This window comes from Methylobacterium sp. CM6246 (assembly GCF_054818005.1).
In genome coordinates this window covers 320,856-336,275 of the sequence record NZ_JBTXKY010000001.1, presented here as the reverse complement: position 1 = coordinate 336,275, position 15,420 = coordinate 320,856, and the positions used below count along the sequence as shown (strand labels likewise).

General features: G+C 65.6%; 17 protein-coding genes. 7 read left to right on the top strand and 10 right to left on the bottom strand.

Annotated features, from left to right (window positions below):
- Window positions 1-44: 44 nt before the first annotated feature.
- The 4 genes from ACYQPG_RS01685 to ACYQPG_RS01670 all read right to left on the bottom strand — a co-directional run bounded on the left by ACYQPG_RS01685 (window position 45) and on the right by ACYQPG_RS01670 (window position 3,477).
- Window positions 45-626: a GlcG/HbpS family heme-binding protein gene (locus ACYQPG_RS01685; protein ID WP_461230087.1), complete on the bottom strand. Its 582-nt coding sequence runs from the start codon at window positions 624-626 to the stop codon at window positions 45-47.
- Between the two features lie 17 nt (window positions 627-643).
- Window positions 644-1,357 (bottom strand): hypothetical protein, encoded by a 714-nt coding sequence (locus ACYQPG_RS01680; RefSeq protein ID WP_461230086.1) that lies wholly within the window; start codon window positions 1,355-1,357, stop codon window positions 644-646.
- Window positions 1,358-1,429: 72 nt separating this feature from the next.
- Window positions 1,430-2,077, bottom strand: a complete 648-nt coding sequence (locus tag ACYQPG_RS01675) for a BON domain-containing protein (protein ID WP_461230085.1) — start codon at window positions 2,075-2,077, stop codon at window positions 1,430-1,432.
- 692 nt (window positions 2,078-2,769) lie between these two features.
- Window positions 2,770-3,477 carry a Crp/Fnr family transcriptional regulator gene (locus ACYQPG_RS01670; RefSeq protein WP_461230084.1) on the bottom strand — a complete coding sequence of 236 codons (708 nt, stop codon included), beginning with the start codon at window positions 3,475-3,477 and terminating at the stop codon, window positions 2,770-2,772.
- Here ACYQPG_RS01670 and ACYQPG_RS01665 point away from each other — a divergent pair.
- Entirely contained in the window at window positions 3,476-3,844 is a 369-nt protein-coding gene (locus ACYQPG_RS01665; protein WP_461230083.1) for a hypothetical protein, read from the top strand. The two genes, ACYQPG_RS01670 and ACYQPG_RS01665, sit on opposite strands and share 2 nt — an antisense overlap.
- Before the next feature lie 88 nt (window positions 3,845-3,932).
- Here the strand turns inward: ACYQPG_RS01665 and ACYQPG_RS01660 are convergent, their stop codons facing one another.
- Window positions 3,933-4,499 carry an OsmC family protein gene (locus ACYQPG_RS01660; protein WP_461230082.1) on the bottom strand — a complete coding sequence of 189 codons (567 nt, stop codon included), beginning with the start codon at window positions 4,497-4,499 and terminating at the stop codon, window positions 3,933-3,935.
- 158 nt (window positions 4,500-4,657) lie between these two features.
- Here ACYQPG_RS01660 and ACYQPG_RS01655 point away from each other — a divergent pair, with 158 nt between their 5' ends.
- From ACYQPG_RS01655 to ACYQPG_RS01635, 5 genes are all read left to right on the top strand, one after another.
- Window positions 4,658-5,587, top strand: coding sequence for a LysR family transcriptional regulator (locus ACYQPG_RS01655; RefSeq protein ID WP_461230081.1), 930 nt, complete (start codon window positions 4,658-4,660; stop codon window positions 5,585-5,587).
- Window positions 5,588-5,769: 182 nt separating this feature from the next.
- The gene (locus tag ACYQPG_RS01650) at window positions 5,770-6,588 is read left to right on the top strand and encodes a PRC-barrel domain-containing protein (RefSeq protein WP_461230080.1); all 819 of its coding nucleotides are present in this window, start codon (window positions 5,770-5,772) and stop codon (window positions 6,586-6,588) included.
- 63 nt (window positions 6,589-6,651) lie between these two features.
- Complete coding sequence (locus ACYQPG_RS01645) at window positions 6,652-7,221, top strand: hypothetical protein (RefSeq protein ID WP_461230079.1); 570 nt, start codon at window positions 6,652-6,654, stop codon at window positions 7,219-7,221.
- Between the two features lie 52 nt (window positions 7,222-7,273).
- Window positions 7,274-7,513 carry a hypothetical protein gene (locus ACYQPG_RS01640; RefSeq protein WP_461230078.1) on the top strand — a complete coding sequence of 80 codons (240 nt, stop codon included), beginning with the start codon at window positions 7,274-7,276 and terminating at the stop codon, window positions 7,511-7,513.
- A 231-nt stretch (window positions 7,514-7,744) separates the two neighbouring features.
- The gene (locus tag ACYQPG_RS01635; RefSeq protein ID WP_461230077.1) at window positions 7,745-9,361 is read left to right on the top strand and encodes an HWE histidine kinase domain-containing protein; all 1,617 of its coding nucleotides are present in this window, start codon (window positions 7,745-7,747) and stop codon (window positions 9,359-9,361) included.
- 137 nt (window positions 9,362-9,498) lie between these two features.
- Here the strand turns inward: ACYQPG_RS01635 and ACYQPG_RS01630 are convergent, their stop codons facing one another.
- The 5 genes from ACYQPG_RS01630 to ACYQPG_RS01610 form a co-directional block, all read right to left on the bottom strand.
- Window positions 9,499-10,923: a site-specific DNA-methyltransferase gene (locus ACYQPG_RS01630; protein WP_461230076.1), complete on the bottom strand. Its 1,425-nt coding sequence runs from the start codon at window positions 10,921-10,923 to the stop codon at window positions 9,499-9,501.
- A 67-nt stretch (window positions 10,924-10,990) separates the two neighbouring features.
- Complete coding sequence (locus ACYQPG_RS01625; RefSeq protein ID WP_461230075.1) at window positions 10,991-12,121, bottom strand: hypothetical protein; 1,131 nt, start codon at window positions 12,119-12,121, stop codon at window positions 10,991-10,993.
- On the bottom strand, window positions 12,121-12,501 hold the full coding sequence (locus ACYQPG_RS01620) for a DUF5681 domain-containing protein (protein ID WP_461230074.1): 381 nt from the start codon (window positions 12,499-12,501) through the stop codon (window positions 12,121-12,123). The genes ACYQPG_RS01625 and ACYQPG_RS01620 overlap by 1 nt, the downstream gene beginning before the upstream one ends.
- Window positions 12,491-13,306: a hypothetical protein gene (locus ACYQPG_RS01615; RefSeq protein WP_461230073.1), complete on the bottom strand. Its 816-nt coding sequence runs from the start codon at window positions 13,304-13,306 to the stop codon at window positions 12,491-12,493. Before ACYQPG_RS01615 ends, ACYQPG_RS01620 begins: the two co-directional genes overlap by 11 nt.
- A gap of 21 nt (window positions 13,307-13,327) precedes the next feature.
- On the bottom strand, window positions 13,328-13,603 hold the full coding sequence (locus tag ACYQPG_RS01610; protein WP_461230072.1) for a hypothetical protein: 276 nt from the start codon (window positions 13,601-13,603) through the stop codon (window positions 13,328-13,330).
- Window positions 13,604-13,696: 93 nt separating this feature from the next.
- On the opposite strand from ACYQPG_RS01610, the gene ACYQPG_RS01605 reads away from it, so the two are divergent.
- Entirely contained in the window at window positions 13,697-15,052 is a 1,356-nt protein-coding gene (locus ACYQPG_RS01605; RefSeq protein WP_461230071.1) for a DUF6538 domain-containing protein, read from the top strand.
- Window positions 15,053-15,420 lie beyond the last annotated feature (368 nt).

The window sequence follows — 15,420 nt, the reverse complement described above, 5'->3', positions numbered from 1 at the left end:
ACGGCATCGTCCCGCTGTGGCTGGCGGCCCCCGACCACAGCGAGCTACGAACCGGTCGGCAAGGGCGCCCGTCGCGCCGCGTGGTGGTCGGACGGACGCGTCGCCTCGACGCCGGTAGCCCCGAGTTCTGTTTCGTGGCCGCCGATCCGATGGGCGTCATCGGCCTCGACATGGCGTTCCATGGAGGAGGCAAGGTCGCCGTCCACCGCCCTATCGGCGTGCCGCAAGGCCTCGATCCCGGCGGTCGCACAGGCGAAATCCTGTTCATGCGACGCATCCCCGAAAACGCCGACGGCACCAATCAGAGTACCGTTCCGTCTCAAGGGTATGCCGCCGCGTTCGTGGAAGGCCGCCGTCCCTTCGCCTTGGACGACGGAGGAGTAGAGATCGTCCCCAGGCGGCGGCATGATCTCGCTCGGCTCGCCCGAGATAGCCGAGGCCACGGCCTTTCCGATGGCCCTGCGCGCGTCCATGCAACCCGCCCCATCCATCTTCGAGAAGGCGACGAGGCGACCCTGGTCGCCGCAAACGGCGACGCTGACGGCGATCCCGAGGCGGCCGGCCTCCGCCACTGCATGTCCGACGACCGCCGTCGCCTCTTCGAGCGTCAGGCCGGCCTCGCTCACGGCTGAAACGCGAGTAGTCATCGCAGGTCCTCCCGGGTCAGCATCTCGCGACCGAGCGCCAGCAACTGCCCGTCCGTCGAGGCGGAGATGTCGATGGTCGCGATCGCAACGACGCGTCCCTGCGTCTCGTGATGGTGCTCGCGCAGGCGGTCGGATAGGACGGCCATCGCGCTGGCCTTGCCGGTGCCGTGCCCGACGATGGCGATGCGTGGGGCGTTCGCGACGGCGGCCGCGATGCGGTCGTAGTAGCCGAGGTCCTCCGACGCGCGCTGGCCGGGATAGTTGCCGTCCTCCTTGTGAGCGAGATGGTGGATGTAGCCCTTCGGATCGTACGGGCGCAGCGTGGTCTCGGTCTCGCTGCCAACGGTCTCGGGGTCGAGGCGATAAATCCGCGCCTCGTGATGGTCGACGACGATGAGGGCGTCGCTGTCCGCCAGCGCCGGGGAGGCCTCAAGGATCTCGGTCGAGTAGGGCGAGAGACCGGCATCCTGCATCAGGTGGCGCAGGCGCTCGACCTCGCGCGGGTCCATGTCCTTGTCCCGCGGCCGCAGGAAGGTCGCCGTCTGGCCTGCCAGGGTGAAGCCCCATTGGTCGTCGCGCTTCTCCTCCGTGCTGCCGATCCGCCCGATGAAGGCCACCACCTCGCGCCATTCCAGGTTGTTGCTGGTCGGGTGGTGGAAGATCCGGCCTAGGAGGGTCCAGTCGTGACCGTGGATCCGCGCGTTGATCATCGAAGGGGTTCCTGACGGACCCCGCACCTGGCGATTTGCCCGGTGCGGTTGCGTGGGAGGTTCGCGGTTCGCTCAGACGACGCGGATGTCGTTGTCGACCGTCGTCGCGCCGGGGGCGCCCCAGGCCGTCCAGCCGGCCATCTGGCGGTCGTACCAAGTGTGGACCGTCCCGCTGAGGTGGACGACGCCGCCGTGGGCGGTGACGTTGATCGTCTTCGGGTCGAACCAGCTCCGATGCAGGGCATGCGTGATGTCGGCGCCGATGTCGGTCGCGTTCGGATGTGCCTTGATCGTGATCTGATTGGAAATGCCGATGACCCCGAGCATCCCGCGGATGTCGTGCTCGGCCGCGGCCTTCTGGTACTGCCACTCGACCTTGCCCGTAAGCGTGACCCAGCCCTTCTCGACCTTCACCTTCACCGCCTCGTCGGGAACGGAAACGTTCCAATCCAGGCGTTGAACGAGGGCCACCGCGATCTCGTCGTCGCTCTTCCTGGCCTCGAACGGAAGGCGGACCTCGATCTCCTCGGCGACGGCGCGGACGCCCTTCACGCGGCCGGCTGCCTTCTCGGCGGTGTGCTTCTCCATGTAGTTCTGCACGTGGCCCGTGAGGGTCACGACGCCGTCTTTGGCGGTGACGCCGATGTGGGCGGCTGTGACGCTCGGCTCCCAGCCGAGCTCGGCGAGCACGTTGTCCTGCAAGGTCTTGTCCATGGTCATGATGTTTTTCCTGGATCGGGGCGGCTCGGCGGAGAGGGAACCCGCGCGGGGGCCTGAGACATCGGGGGTCGTGCGGGACCGCCTATGGGCTATCCCAGGCTCGGGTCGCGCCGTCAGTCCCGACGAACGAACCGTAGTCTTCGGTCCTGATCAGTCCTTGATCCATCGCAAAGCCGGGCCTCGCCGGCGCGTGAATGCCATTCCTTGTCGCGGGCGGAATGGCCCGACCCCAAGCCGCGAAGTGGGCGCTCCCACGATGGCGAACTTTCCGCGCTCGCAGCGCCCCCGTCGCCGCCGTGGCGCGGGCTGGGCGTACCGATGAACCTCAGGCTGGTCCCGACGGGCCGAACATGCGGCGGTCCGGCGACGTTGTGCCCAGCGAGATCCGCCCCCGGGGACTAGCTGCGTTGGGGGACGGTGCGGAAGCTCGACGATGGGTGCCGCTGGGAGGGCATTCGCCGGCCGATGGGTTGAGACGCGTACCTATCAAATCGGCGTGGCATGCCGAGGACGGCGAGGCACATCCGTCGGACGGGCCTCCTCGACAGAGGGCGCACCCTGCATGGCACGCGTGGGGGTGAAGCCCTGCTTTCGCCCGGTGCGGACACGGTTCCAGGCGCCAGGATGCAGCGCGCCGCCAACCGTCGTCATGATGGCAACGGGTCCCGTACCCTAGCCTGCCAGCTCGGCCGTCAGTGAGCCGACATCCGATCGAGGCGGGCCTGGTCGACGAGGCGCACGCCGCCCGGCACGATCAGGATGCAGCCGTCCCGGTCGAGGCGTGACAAAGTCCGGCTCACCGTCTCGATGGTCAGGCCGAGATGATCGGCGATGTCGAGTCGGCCCATGGGTAGTTCCAGGGTGACCGAGGTCCGTCCGATCCGGGCGTAGCGCGCCTGCAACCCCGTCAGGAAGGCGGCGATCTTCTCGTCCGCGGTGCGGCGTCCGAGCAGCATCATCATGTCCTTGGCTCGCGACAGCTCATGTCCCATGGCCTCGTGGAGGTGCATCATGAGACCTGGCTGTCCCATGAGCAGCTCCATGAAGGCCAATCGGTCGAACCGGCATGCGGTCACCGGTCCGAGCGCGTCGGCCGAGACGGCGAACCGGTCAAGCAGCGAGAGCCCGAGGAAGTCGCCGGGGAAGGCGAAGCCGGTCACTTGCCGGCGTCCGTCGGGAAGAATGCGATACAGGCGGAGCGCGCCGGAGGTGACGTTGAAGACCGACCCCGCCGGTTCGTCCTGACCGAACAGGGTCTCCTTTTGATGGAGCGCGACGCGTCGGCTCAGCGGCTCCAGCGTGTCGCGCTCCGCCGGCGACAGGGCCGTCGAGAGGCTGACAAGACGGGTCTTCCCGAAACGCCCCTCAAGGTACGACGGGCCGGCGGGGAAAGGCGGCATGGTCGCCGGGGTGACCGGTAACGAATGGATCGACATGGGTCTGTCCTTCGGGTTGGTGATGGCCTCGCGCGGTGGTTCGGCGTTCCACGCCGTCATGACGGTGTCGTCTCGCAGGATCGAGGGCGTCGCCTCAGCGGCCTCGCCAGCGTTCGGTCGCTCGCTTCCGTTCCTCGCGCCGTGCGATTTCGAGGAACGCGTCCCGTGCATCCTCGTCGAGCCTGAAGGCGCGTTGCAGCACCGCCGCGGCCAAGCCGACCGTGATTTCGTCTCAGGTCCGTCCGTCGCCGGGCCGATCCCCGATGTCCGAGACCGATCTGGTGAGGACGGAGAAGGCATCGGCTTCGAACATCTCGGGCCCGTTCGATGATGCAGCGTCGAGACGACGTGTGTGGTGTCAACGTGACAGCTGCGTCAAAGTCCGCGTCCAAAATCGACGACCGGGATCGCAGGTTTGCTCAGGCGGCCGCGGACGCGGTCGAAGCGAAGGCGACGTCGAGATGGACCGGGTTGTGCAGGGTGTTCGCGACCGGCGACCACAGCACCGTGTGCTTGACGAGGGCCGCCAAGATCTTCCGCGATGCGTCCGCGTCGATGCTGACTGAGACCCGGATCGTCTCGAACCCGATGGTCTTGGGATGGAGGTCACCGCTGCCACAGACCGCCGTCGTGTTGATGTCGGCCTCGACGCTGAGCTCCAAGGACCGGATCGGGATACCGCGGGCCAGGGCGTTCGCATGGATCCCGATCGAGAGGCACGACCCGAGCGCAGCGAGCAAGGCTTCCGAAGCGTTCGGCGCTGTGCCTTCCCCCAATAGGCCCTCAGGCTCATCCTCCATCACGGCCTGCGGCGGCAGGTTCCGAATGTAGTTCAGTTGGCTGAGTCGTCCCTGTGCGACCGTCCGGCACCGCAGGGTTCGGACGGCGGTCGGGTCCGCCTTACCCTTGTCGATCACCGCCTGAAGTTCGCGCCTGTCGATGGGTACGGCGGCTCCAAGACCTGGTTTCACGGGTGGTGATGCCATCGAACTCTCCGGGAAGCGGATAGTCGCCAGGAAAATCCTCGGATGGCGAAAATATTTCCCGCGTGGTTATTTTCTGAATTTCAGCATAGGCTCATCCGTTGCGAAGTCGGCCACCAAAGCTGACGAGGAGGAATGCGAAAACGGATCGCGGAGGACACATGCTGGACTGGGACGACCTGAGATTTTTCCTGACGCTCGTCCGGCACGGCAGCCTCTCAAGCGCCGCCAAGGTCCTCCACGTCTCGCAATCGACCGTCGGACGGCGTTTGAACTCGCTGGAGGCGACCCTCGCGGTACGCCTGCTGAACCGGACACCCGACGGCTATGTACCGACGCTGGCCGGGGAGGAGGTGCGCGAGAAGGCCGAACGGCTGGAAGCCGAGGCCTTGGCCCTTGAGCGGGATGTCACCGGGCGCGATAGCCGGCTACGGGGGCTGGTGCGGGTGACCTGCGCCGAGGCCATCGCCGCGCACCTGCTCGCACCAAGCTTCGCCCGGCTGCACGCCAGGCATCCCGACATCATGATCGAGTTGATCCCCAACCCGAGGGAACTCAGCCTGGCGATGCGCGAGGCCGACATCTCGGTCCGCATGAGGCAGCCCGAGCAGCATGACCTCGTGGTGCGGCGCATCGGCGGCATCGCCTTCGGTCTCTACGCGACCTCCGGCTACATTGGGGAGATGGGCGAACCGAGCTTCGATGACGGCTGTCCGGACCATCACCTGATCACCCAGATGGAAGACAGCCAGGAGATGACGCAGTCGGCCTGGCTGACCGAGATGGCCTCAAGGTCCCGTGTCGTTCTGCAGACGAGCAGTCACGAGGCCGCCGTGCAGGCAGCAGCCAGCGGCGGCGGGCTGGCCTGCCTCGCGCGTTTCCGCGGGGACGACGAGCCCAGGCTGATCCGGATGGAAGTGCCGACGGAACCGCCCAGCGCCGATATCCTCCTGCTGGTCCACAAGGACAACCGGGACACGCCGAGGATCCGGACGGTGCTGACCCACATCACCGAAAGCATCCAGGCGCTCGGCGACGTGCTCCAGCCGCCGGGGAGGAACGAGGAGGGCGTGGGGGCCGTCGGCGCCTGACGGGCCGCCTTTACTCACCAACGGGTGGCCGGCCTTGATCCAGAACAAAGTATCGAGGGGGCCGACGGGTCAAACCCGGGGAATGGACGGGGCGAACACTCTTTGAGCGCCCGACACCCCGGAACACGAACATGCAACGGCCAGCCAGATCCATCGCCCTCGGGGCGGTCCTTTCACTTTCCATGATGGCTCCTCTCCATGCCGCTGAGGAGCCGCAGGCCGGCCGAGCGGTGGAGACGGACGCTAAGCCCGCCCAGGCCTGCCTCGACCACCTCAAGGCGTTCGACGCGCAGATGGAGAAGGACGGGTACTGGCTGGGCGGCTCGGGCTACGGCTACGGGTATCCGCTCGGCGGGTATTGGGCAGGAAGCCTGGGCTCTGACGCTGGTATGGCGATGGGCGCCGCATCCGCGATGATGCGGTACGCGAACGCCCGCCCCGGATACGAGGTCCGGGTGCTGCTCGCCGGCGCCGACATCCTGGCGCGCAACGGCAGGCAGCAGCCGTGCGAGGATGTGCTTGTCCAGATCCGGGCGAGCTACGAGGAATACAAGACCGACTTACAAAGTCGTGACCTCCGGGTCGCGAACGCGCTGGGCTTCCGCAAGCAGGAACTCTCGCTCGCCGAGCCGGTCGCATCGCGGACCACTGCCTTACGCTCCGACGACCTGCTCGGGAGCGAGGTGCGCACCCCCGGCAACGTGGCGCTCGGGAGCGTCGACGACATCGTTATGGGACCGGAGGGCGGCGGGATCGCCTACCTCGTGGTCGCCCGCGGCGGCGTCTTCGGCCTGGGTGAGCGCCACGTCGCGGTCCCGTGGGACCGGTTCAAGGTCTCGCCGAACCTGCACATCCTCGTCCTCGACACGACCAAGGACGCGATGGATCAAGCCCCCCGGATCATCGAGGGGCGCTTCGTGAAGGCGGAACCGTTCGCCCGGCAGACGGCGAAGGCGGACGCCTATTGGACCCCCGCCGCGAAGATCCCGCGCACGGACTGAGCTGCGCATCGACCGCCTGGCGACCACGGCCTCCCATCCTCGATGACACGATTGGATATTACCATGCGTACGATGACGGCACTTACGGCGACGTTCCTCGTCCTGTCGGCAATCACCACGGCTCAGGCGCAGGCGCCGATGGCACCCTCCGGCGATGCCGCGGCGACGATGCGGGAGGCGGGACGCGAGGCGAACGAGGCCGCCGATGCGGCCCGTGAGGCGGCCCGGCTCGCGATGCAGGCCTCGAAGGCGACGCTGAAGGATGCCCCTAAGCAATCCGCCGATATGATCGGGAAACTCGCCACCGATGCCGCGGATGCAGCCAACCGCGCGGAGACCAAGATCGCCGAGGCCAACAGGGCGGCGGGGATCGCGGCTAACGCATCGATGCGGAAGGCCGTTGATTCCGCACGGAAGTCGGTCGAGGCGACCCAGGTGGCGGTGCGTAAGTCGCAGGATGCCATGGCGGCCTCGGCCAGTACCAACATGGCGACGATGCGCCGGGCGGTGTCAGGGGCGCGGGCGTCCATAGTCCGGGCCGCCACGGCCACCGCGAACGCCGCGCGCGCCGCCCGCGAGGCCGCCAGGACAACCTGGGACCGTGACATGGCGCAGAGCCAGGTCCGCGGCTGACGACGGCCGGACGCGGCTGCCGGACACCAACTTAGGGGGACTGACGATTGCGATGAGCAAGATGGCACGCATCTGCGAGGAAGCCGCGCACCAGCATGGCCGGGCCGCCGCCCACTACCGGTATTCGGCCCGGCATCTGACGAACGGCGAGCACGCCGCCGCCGCCAAGGAGCGTGACCTCGCCCTTGACCACTCCGATAAGGCCCGGATCGACGAGATCGGGCTGCGACCGGACGGCGTCGTTTCCGACGGGCGGACAAGATCCGAGGCCGCGTGGCACTTCATGGGTTGAAAGCCCGAGCCGCGCGGTGATCCGCCCCCTCGACGAGGAATTTCCCATGGCAAATCCGGCATCCCCTGAGCGGCACGACCCGACCTTTCCAGATCCGTCTCCGGCCCATCCCCCGCAGCCCGACCAGAGCCCGTTGCCCGAGCCACGCGGTGTGCCCGACTACGGCCCGGAGGAGATGCCACCGTCCAATGAACCGCTCGGCATCCCGTCCGGCGCTCCGCCGGAGATCGAATGACCGCCCATACGCTGGTTCCACCGCCATCCGGCAATGCGCTCGCGAAGGCGCCGTCGGCCATGTGCGAGTGCGAGTACGACGCGTCCCGCGTCCATGCCATCGGGACGTCTCAGGGTGTCCAGGACCAAGGCGTGCATCGCGAGCATGACCGCATCGTCACGGAACTCGCGCGGACGGTCGATGGCGCCGACCCCTTCGCCGCCGCGGTCCGCGCGTCGCAGATTGCGATGGTCGTCACCGACCCCGTCCAGTGGGACAACCCCATCGTCTTCGCCAACGATGCCTTCTGCGACCTGACGGGCTACCGTCGCGACGAGATCATGGGGCGGAACTGCCGGTTCTTGCAGGAGCCGGATACGGACGCCGCCGAGGTCACCCGTCTCCGTGAAGCCATCGAAGGGCGCGTCCCGTTCGAAACCCAACTCCTGAACCGCCGGAAGGACGGGAGCCTGTTCTGGAACAGGCTCTTCGTGTCCCCAGTGTTCCAGGGCGCGACCCTCGCGTTCTGGGTCGCTTCCCAGTTCGATGCCACGTCGGAGAGGGTGCGCCTCGACCGTCTGAAGACCGACCGCGAAGCGCTTGAGCGCGAGGTGGAGCGGCGCATCCGCGACCTGACCCGAAGCGAGGAGCGGCTACGTTTCGTGCTTCAAGCCGGACGGCTGGGCTCGTGGGACCTGGACCTTGCCGACATGGGTTTCGTCGCATCCGAGACCTTCAGGCTCGCCCTCGGGCTCGAACCGAATGCCTCGCTCAGCCACTCCGAATACGTTGGCCTGATCCACGAGGATGACCGTATCCGCCACGACGACAGCGTCGCCGCCTGCATTGCGGGTCACGGCGACTACGACATTGAGTATCGGATCACGACCTCAGCCGGCGAGATCCGGTGGTTCAAGATCCGCGGGCAGCCGTTCTACGGGGTCGACGGGGTGCCTCTGCGGCTCGCCGGCATCGCCTTTGACGTCACCGAGCGCAAGATCGCCGAGGCACATCGGACGCTGCTCTCAAACGAACTCAACCACCGCGTCAAGAACACGTTGGCAACAGTCCAGTCCATCGTCGCCCAGACCCTGCGCGCGAACCTGTCGCCGGAGGAGACCCGCGACGTCATCCAGGGCCGCATCCACGCCCTGGCCACGGCGACCGACGTGCTCACACGCGAGAGCTGGGACGGCGCAACGCTGACCGCCGTGGCGACGACGGCCCTGGCCCCGTTCCGGACGGATGGCGACCGACGCATCACGATCCGGGGGCCCGAGGTGGCGCTGACCCCGCGGCTGGCGCTGGCGTTTTCTATGGCGTTCCATGAACTCGCGACCAACGCCGTGAAGTACGGTGCCCTAACCAGCGAGGTGGGACACATCCTACTCGACTGGGACATCATCGACGGCTCGCAGCCGGAGACGTTGTGCCTGACCTGGCGGGAATCCGATGGTCCTCCTGTCTACCCACCGACGCGGCGCGGGTTCGGCTCGCGCATGATCGAGCGGGCCCTGGCGGACGAGCTCGAAGGCCGTGCCGAGATCGACTACCGGCGCGACGGCATCGTCTTCACGGCGGAGGCTCGCCTGCCGGGACCATCCCGCCTCGCTCATAGCCGGGTGTCGGTCTGAAGGACCTTGCCAATCGACCTCACGTCGCGGTCGGCGATTTCCCCTTATGGAATGTCGTCACAGCCCGCTGAATGGCCGGGATGGGCGCAAAGCCGAAGGTCGGCTTTGCGCATTTAGAAGGGCGCTTGCTCTCAATATTAATCAGAAATTTTGCAGCTTTCGCCATTATCAGTCGGCGACGCCTGCGATCCTTCGACATTCCGGACAGCTCGCTTGCCCGTGACCTCCTCGTAGCGGGTAATAATCAAATCGACATAGCGCGGCTCGTACTCGACTCCGTAGCAGCGCCTACCGGTCTGCTCGGCCGCGATCAGCGTCGAGCCGGAACCGAGGAACGGATCAAGGACTACCTCATCCCGCTCGGTGAGATCGAGCAATGCATCGGCCAGCAGCGCGACTGGCTTAACCGTTGGATGATGCTGCAAGCCCTTGCGCGCGTCTGAACCGAGCGAGGAGGCGCCCGGATAGGTCCACAAATTCGAGCGCCAACGGCCACGCCGGCCAAGCCCGACGTTGTTGACATGCGCCGCTGCACCCTTCTTGAATAAGGGCAGCAGCTCATGCTGCGAGCGGTACAGGCTGCCCATTCCCGCGTTCGTCTTCGCCCACACGATCAGGTTTAGGGGCGTCAGCTCCAGCTCGGCCGCCACACTCTGAACTACGTGGACGCTGCGCCAGTCGATGAAGGTACCGAACACCGCGCCGTCGACGAGATGAGGAAGCGCCTCGGCGATCCAGGAACGGTTGAAGTCCAGGAACTCCGCCTCGCTCATCTCGCCGCTGGCCATCGCAAACTCGCGGTGGTGCCCACCCGTGACATGTCCGCGGATCTGCACGTTGTAGGGTTCGTCCGTGAGCAGCAGACGAGCTCGCTCACCGTCCATGAGCGTGGCCAAAAGGGTAGGATCTCGAGCATCTCCGCAGATGACCCGATGCCGACCGAGCACGAACACGTCGCCGGGCTGTGCCACCGGTGCGTCGGACGATGGCGTCAGCGGACCGGGCTCGATAGGATCGGGCTCCTCGTCCAGCAGCACCTGGTCGATCTCGCAGTCCGTGAAGCCGGTGATCTCCAGCGCGCCGTCCTCCAGCGCGAGTTCCTTGAACTCGAGCTTGAGCTCCTCCAGATCCCAGCTACCGCGCTCCTGCAGGCGATTCAACGATAGCCTCAGGGTGCGCTGCTCGCTGGGGCTCAGGTGGTCCGCGACGATGCAGGAGATGGCCCTCAACCCGAGGAGCTTAGCCGCTGCGACGCGGGTCACGCCATCGAGGATCCGGTTCTGCCCGTCGATCAGCACGGGGTCGCAGAAGCCATGCGCGCGGATTGATGCTGCCACCCGCTGCACTTGCGCAGGATCGCACTTGCGGACTGAGCGGCTCGGCGCCGTCAGGGCTTCGGGCGCACGCTCAACCGACGTCAGGCGCGGCGACAGATCGTTGCGGGCTCGTCCGTCCGCTGGGCTCGGCCGATCCAGGTTCAGTCGACGCTGACGACTCTTGGTGCGCAGAGCACCGACCATGGGATCGGAGGCGTCCAGGATCTCTCGCCGCGGTCCGGCCATGGTCGTCGCTCTTTCTATGCTCGTCATCACTGATCGATCGTGCAAGCAGTCTTCGTTCATTAAACAGTCAGCCCGCTGGCGCTGCCCGCTCGCTGCCGCGGTGATCCTGGCAGCGATCCCTGTCGCCTTGCGCATTTGCAACGAGCTGCTTTTGCTGGATCTGCGCTGCCGCCTCCCACTCCTCGTCGCTGTACGGCAGTGAAGCGGATGCAATGGGCGGTTGTGCGCCTGTCCCGAAGACCTCGAACAGAATGTAACGGCTCTCGCGAATTTTGACGAAACCGCCTTTACTCAGTCCCATCTCCGGCTGCCAATCGGTGGGACGTGGATTGTGGTAGAAGCCCACACGCTGCAGGCCTGGCGCATGTAGTGGCTGCTGCAGGTACTGGGCCGAGAAGTTGTAGGCCTCGATCTCGCGAAGGATCTCGATCAGTTGTCCCGTGCCCTCGCGGTGCGGCTGCAGCGGCTCGCCCTTTCGCCGCACTACTGCGCGACGCCGATGTAGCCTCCATTCTTCATCGTGAAGTGCGATGGCTGGCAATACGATCTTGGACCATTCGCCGTGCCGGCAGACGTGCCCTGTAAGGTCGTCCGGGTGCAGGCGCTGCATGACCAGGACGATCACGCCGTTCGCCTTGTCGTTCAGGCGCGGGATGACCTCAGCATCATACCAAGCGTTGACGAGCTCGCGTGCGGCCCTATCGTGCGCCAAATGTGACGCGAGCGGGTCATCGATCACGATGAGGTCTGCACCGCGCCCGATAAGGCTCTGACCGACGACGGCGTAGAAGATCCCGCCGCCGTGCGGCAGGATGATCTCGCCTGGAACCTCCGTCACCTGCAGGTGCGGAAACAAGGCGCGACAGCGCGGATTGCGCATCAGGGCGACTGTCCTGAGCTGCAGGTCGCGGGCCAGTGCCCGGGAGCCGGCGATCATCATGATCTTCAGCGTCGGATTGTGGCCGAGGGCGAAGACCACTGCCGCGACCGAGGCACAGTGCGATTTGAGGCTGCGCGGCGGGGCGTTGAGGATCAGGCGGCGGGTGCCGCGATCGACGCAGCCCTGGAGCGCGTCGGCCATGACGTCGACGTGCCAACAAGTACCGAGCTGTTGCTGAGGCAGTAACTCGTGGAAGGCGAGCTTGGTGAAAGAAGGCAAATCTGCACGGTACAGCTGCTCGTAAATCGAACTCGGCATCACTCTTCCTCCGGTTTGTCGTCGCTGGCTGGAGCGAGCGTAGCAGCGAGCTCGGCGAAGATGGCGTCGTCGTAAGCCTTAGATCCGAATGGATCGGGCTTAACGCCTTCGCGCATGTGCTTAAGCAAGATCTCCTGAGCGCGGACTTTGCCGTTGAGTGCGTCGCTAGCGATCTTCATCACGACGGCTTGGCGCAACGGCACTCTGACCTTTCGCCCCCCGAGCGACAGAGAGACCTTCTTATCGAGCTGCTGCTCAAGCAGCGTATCAAAGTTTTTGGATCGGGCTCGACGACCGCTCGGATTGCCGGACACGCCCTTTTTGAACTGATGTTTGCGCGGCGGCTTACCGTAGCCGACTTCATCTCCATCATCGGTCATTGCTGCGATCCCGGACACGGAACTGCGCCATGACCTCGCCCCAGTTGTTTGGCGGCTCCGATAAGGATGGCTGCGCCGGCTCGGACAGAGACGACTGCGGTGGCTGATGCCCGCGAATGCGCGCTGGCGTCACTTGGATGAGTTCGACGATGCGGACCGCCAACTCAGCCAGCTCGACCACGAAGAGGCTGAACAAGCCGTCGCGCAATTCGGTCGCAAGGTAGCCTTCGAGCTCTTCTTGGCCTTCCAGCAGCCGCCGGTCGTAGAGCCGTTCGCCAACAGCAACTGATCCACCGAGATGCTCGGCACCCCGCGGTGTGACCTCGACGCAGCGGAGAACGAGATAAATCTTCAGCACGTCCAGCTTCTCACGTAAGGACGTTGAAGCCATCTCAGACGTCTGCTGGGTGACGTTCGTACGCCCGGACGTTTTACGACCACTATCGGCTTTGTCGAAGACGCGCTTCAGATCGTCTTGGATCTGCGCGATGAAGTCGACGGCTTCGCCTTGCTTCGCGCCGAACCGGACGAGTTCGAGCGCTACGGCGAGGGTAAACACGCGAAATGGCGAGTACCGAACTTCGTGCCCGGTCCCGAGCGGCAACTGATCATAGAAAGCTAGGCCGTAGCTATGCAACAGCTCCGGATTAGCGCGGGCCCACTTAAGGTCGACCTCCAGTAGACGCTTGATGCGAGTGACGAAGAAGGAAGGCACCTCCGTTGCGAGGCGGTCGCGCGCGCTATGGGATTCCCCGTACGTCAGAGCAAACAGGATTTGCACGACCTGCTGGCGCTTGGCGAACACGGCAATCCCTCGGAGCTTTCCTCAGATCATGCCTTTATAAACCCCAGTCGGGGTTTCTGACAAGCGCCAAGAGCGGTATTGTTGGGGCTGCGCAATCGTTCGCTGCAACGCGCGGCAAATTCCCTGAAAAGTGAGCTGGTTTCCCTGCTCGACGATGCAGGGATCGCTGCTCGCAAGTGCAAGAACTTTCGAGCGTAATTCTGCTTTTGCGCCAAACGAAACCGCAGAAACGCGGCAGATTTCCCTGAAGGCAGGGAAAACAACGGCAGAGACGAGTTCGCGTACGACTGCGCCCACCGCCAAAATTCCCGATCCCATTGTAATCGTTAGCTTTTTTCCCCGATTTGGGGCGATTTGACGTCGTTGTGGTACACATGGGTGGTACACACGATGATACTCGCGTTCGCGCGGCCCTGGCGCCATCCGAAGACCGGCACCTACTGGTTCCGACGGCGCGTCCCGAAGGAACTGCGTTCCCTCGTCGGAAGGACCGAGGAGCGGAAGAGCCTCCGAACAAAGGAGCCGGATCAGGCTTGGACGCGGTTTCTCCAGGTCGCCGTTGAGGTCGACGGGCGCTGGGCGCTTCTAAGAAGGTCGGCTGCGGCTCTGGCGGCGCTCGCGCCGCCTCCCGACGCAGCGCCGCCAGGCGGGCTGGATGCTCCCTCGGATCCGGACCGATCCGATTTTCGTTCCTTGCGAAGCGACCCCGATCGGACCTTGACCGTTCCTTTCGGAAATGCGGCCGCTCCTTCGTCGACGACGAAAGCCGTTCCTTGGCGCCCTACCTTCGAGCTCTACGCGGCCGAGGCGAAACTGGCGCCGTCGACCATCAAGCGGTGGGCGGGTGTCCTGACCGCGCTCGAGGCCGCCGTAGGCACCGACGATCTCGCTCTGGTCACCCGCGCCGACCTCATCACCTGGAAGCACGATCTGCTCGCCTCCGGCCGGGACCCGCGTACCGTCCGCGACGCCTACATCGCCGCGACGAAGGCGCTCATGAACTGGTCCGTGGCGAACGGCCATCTTGAAGCGAATCCCGCCGCGGGCATCGTCGTCGCCGCACCCGGCAAGCCTCTACTCCGCGACCGCGACTTCACCGACGAGGAAGCGGATAGGATCCTGCGCGCCTCGCTCGGTCCCCATGAGCCGAGACTATCGCGAGAACATGCCGCGGCAAGACGATGGATTCCCTGGCTGTGCGCGTACGGCGGAGCCCGCGTCAACGAGATGACGCAGCTGCGCGGCCGCGACCTGCGTCGGGAGGGATCCGTCTGGGTCGTCCGCATCACGCCGGAGGCCGGGAGCGTCAAGACCGGGAGATGGCGCGACGTCCCGCTCCATCCCCACATCGTCGAACAGGGCTTTCCCGACTTCGTCCGCGGACGCGGATCGGGCCCGCTCTTCTACGACTCCGCGCGCGGACGGAACGGCCAAGCCGCGCATCCCATATACAAGAAGGTCGGCGAGCGTCTGGCCGCCTGGGTCCGTGCGATTGGAGTCGCAGACATCGGCGTTGATCCGAATCACGGCTGGCGCCATCGCTTCAAGACGATCGGCCGCCGCGTGGGGATCGACCCCGGTATCCTCGATGCGATCCAGGGGCACGCACCGCGCACCGAGGGCGAGCAGTACGGGCGATACCCGATCGAAGCGACCTTCGGTGCGATCTGTCGGATGCCGAGATACGACGCCGCCACCGGCCGCGGACCACGGAACCTCGGTGCGACCGACGAAATGAGGACATAGGATCGGCTCGATCAGTGTGTCGAACTTGAACCGGTCCAAAACGGGGAGCCGAAAATCCCCTCCGTGATGCGACGCGTAGTCGGATCGAACAGGACGGCATCGAACCGGTCGGGTGCCGCGCGGGTCTTTCCGTGGTCCGAAGAGGGTCGCGTGACGACATCGCCGCGTCTGCACGTTGCGCATGCGGCGGACGTCACGGGCCGTATTTCGCCAGGGTGCATTGTGGATTCATGCGGCTATCGTCACACGCCAGCCGATACGAAGCGGATTCGCTCTTATCCCATGGCCAAGGTTTCGACTTCTCATGGATGGCGGGCCATGAGCCGCAGACCGACAGGCGTGGGGACAACTGTCGCCGATGGATCCGA

Coding starts and splice junctions, on each gene's coding strand:
- ACYQPG_RS01605 (WP_461230071.1), top strand. CDS start 13,697: ATGATACTCGCGTTCGCGCGGCCCTGGCGCCATCCGAAGACCGGCACC.
- ACYQPG_RS01650 (WP_461230080.1), top strand. CDS start 5,770: ATGATGGCTCCTCTCCATGCCGCTGAGGAGCCGCAGGCCGGCCGAGCG.
- ACYQPG_RS01655 (WP_461230081.1), top strand. CDS start 4,658: ATGCTGGACTGGGACGACCTGAGATTTTTCCTGACGCTCGTCCGGCAC.
- ACYQPG_RS01635 (WP_461230077.1), top strand. CDS start 7,745: ATGACCGCCCATACGCTGGTTCCACCGCCATCCGGCAATGCGCTCGCG.
- ACYQPG_RS01665 (WP_461230083.1), top strand. CDS start 3,476: ATGGTCGCCGGGGTGACCGGTAACGAATGGATCGACATGGGTCTGTCC.
- ACYQPG_RS01670 (WP_461230084.1), bottom strand. CDS start 3,477: ATGCCGCCTTTCCCCGCCGGCCCGTCGTACCTTGAGGGGCGTTTCGGG.
- ACYQPG_RS01640 (WP_461230078.1), top strand. CDS start 7,274: ATGAGCAAGATGGCACGCATCTGCGAGGAAGCCGCGCACCAGCATGGC.
- ACYQPG_RS01625 (WP_461230075.1), bottom strand. CDS start 12,121: ATGCCGAGTTCGATTTACGAGCAGCTGTACCGTGCAGATTTGCCTTCT.
- ACYQPG_RS01645 (WP_461230079.1), top strand. CDS start 6,652: ATGCGTACGATGACGGCACTTACGGCGACGTTCCTCGTCCTGTCGGCA.
- ACYQPG_RS01675 (WP_461230085.1), bottom strand. CDS start 2,077: ATGACCATGGACAAGACCTTGCAGGACAACGTGCTCGCCGAGCTCGGC.
- ACYQPG_RS01680 (WP_461230086.1), bottom strand. CDS start 1,357: ATGATCAACGCGCGGATCCACGGTCACGACTGGACCCTCCTAGGCCGG.
- ACYQPG_RS01620 (WP_461230074.1), bottom strand. CDS start 12,501: ATGACCGATGATGGAGATGAAGTCGGCTACGGTAAGCCGCCGCGCAAA.
- ACYQPG_RS01630 (WP_461230076.1), bottom strand. CDS start 10,923: ATGGCCGGACCGCGGCGAGAGATCCTGGACGCCTCCGATCCCATGGTC.
- ACYQPG_RS01660 (WP_461230082.1), bottom strand. CDS start 4,499: ATGGCATCACCACCCGTGAAACCAGGTCTTGGAGCCGCCGTACCCATC.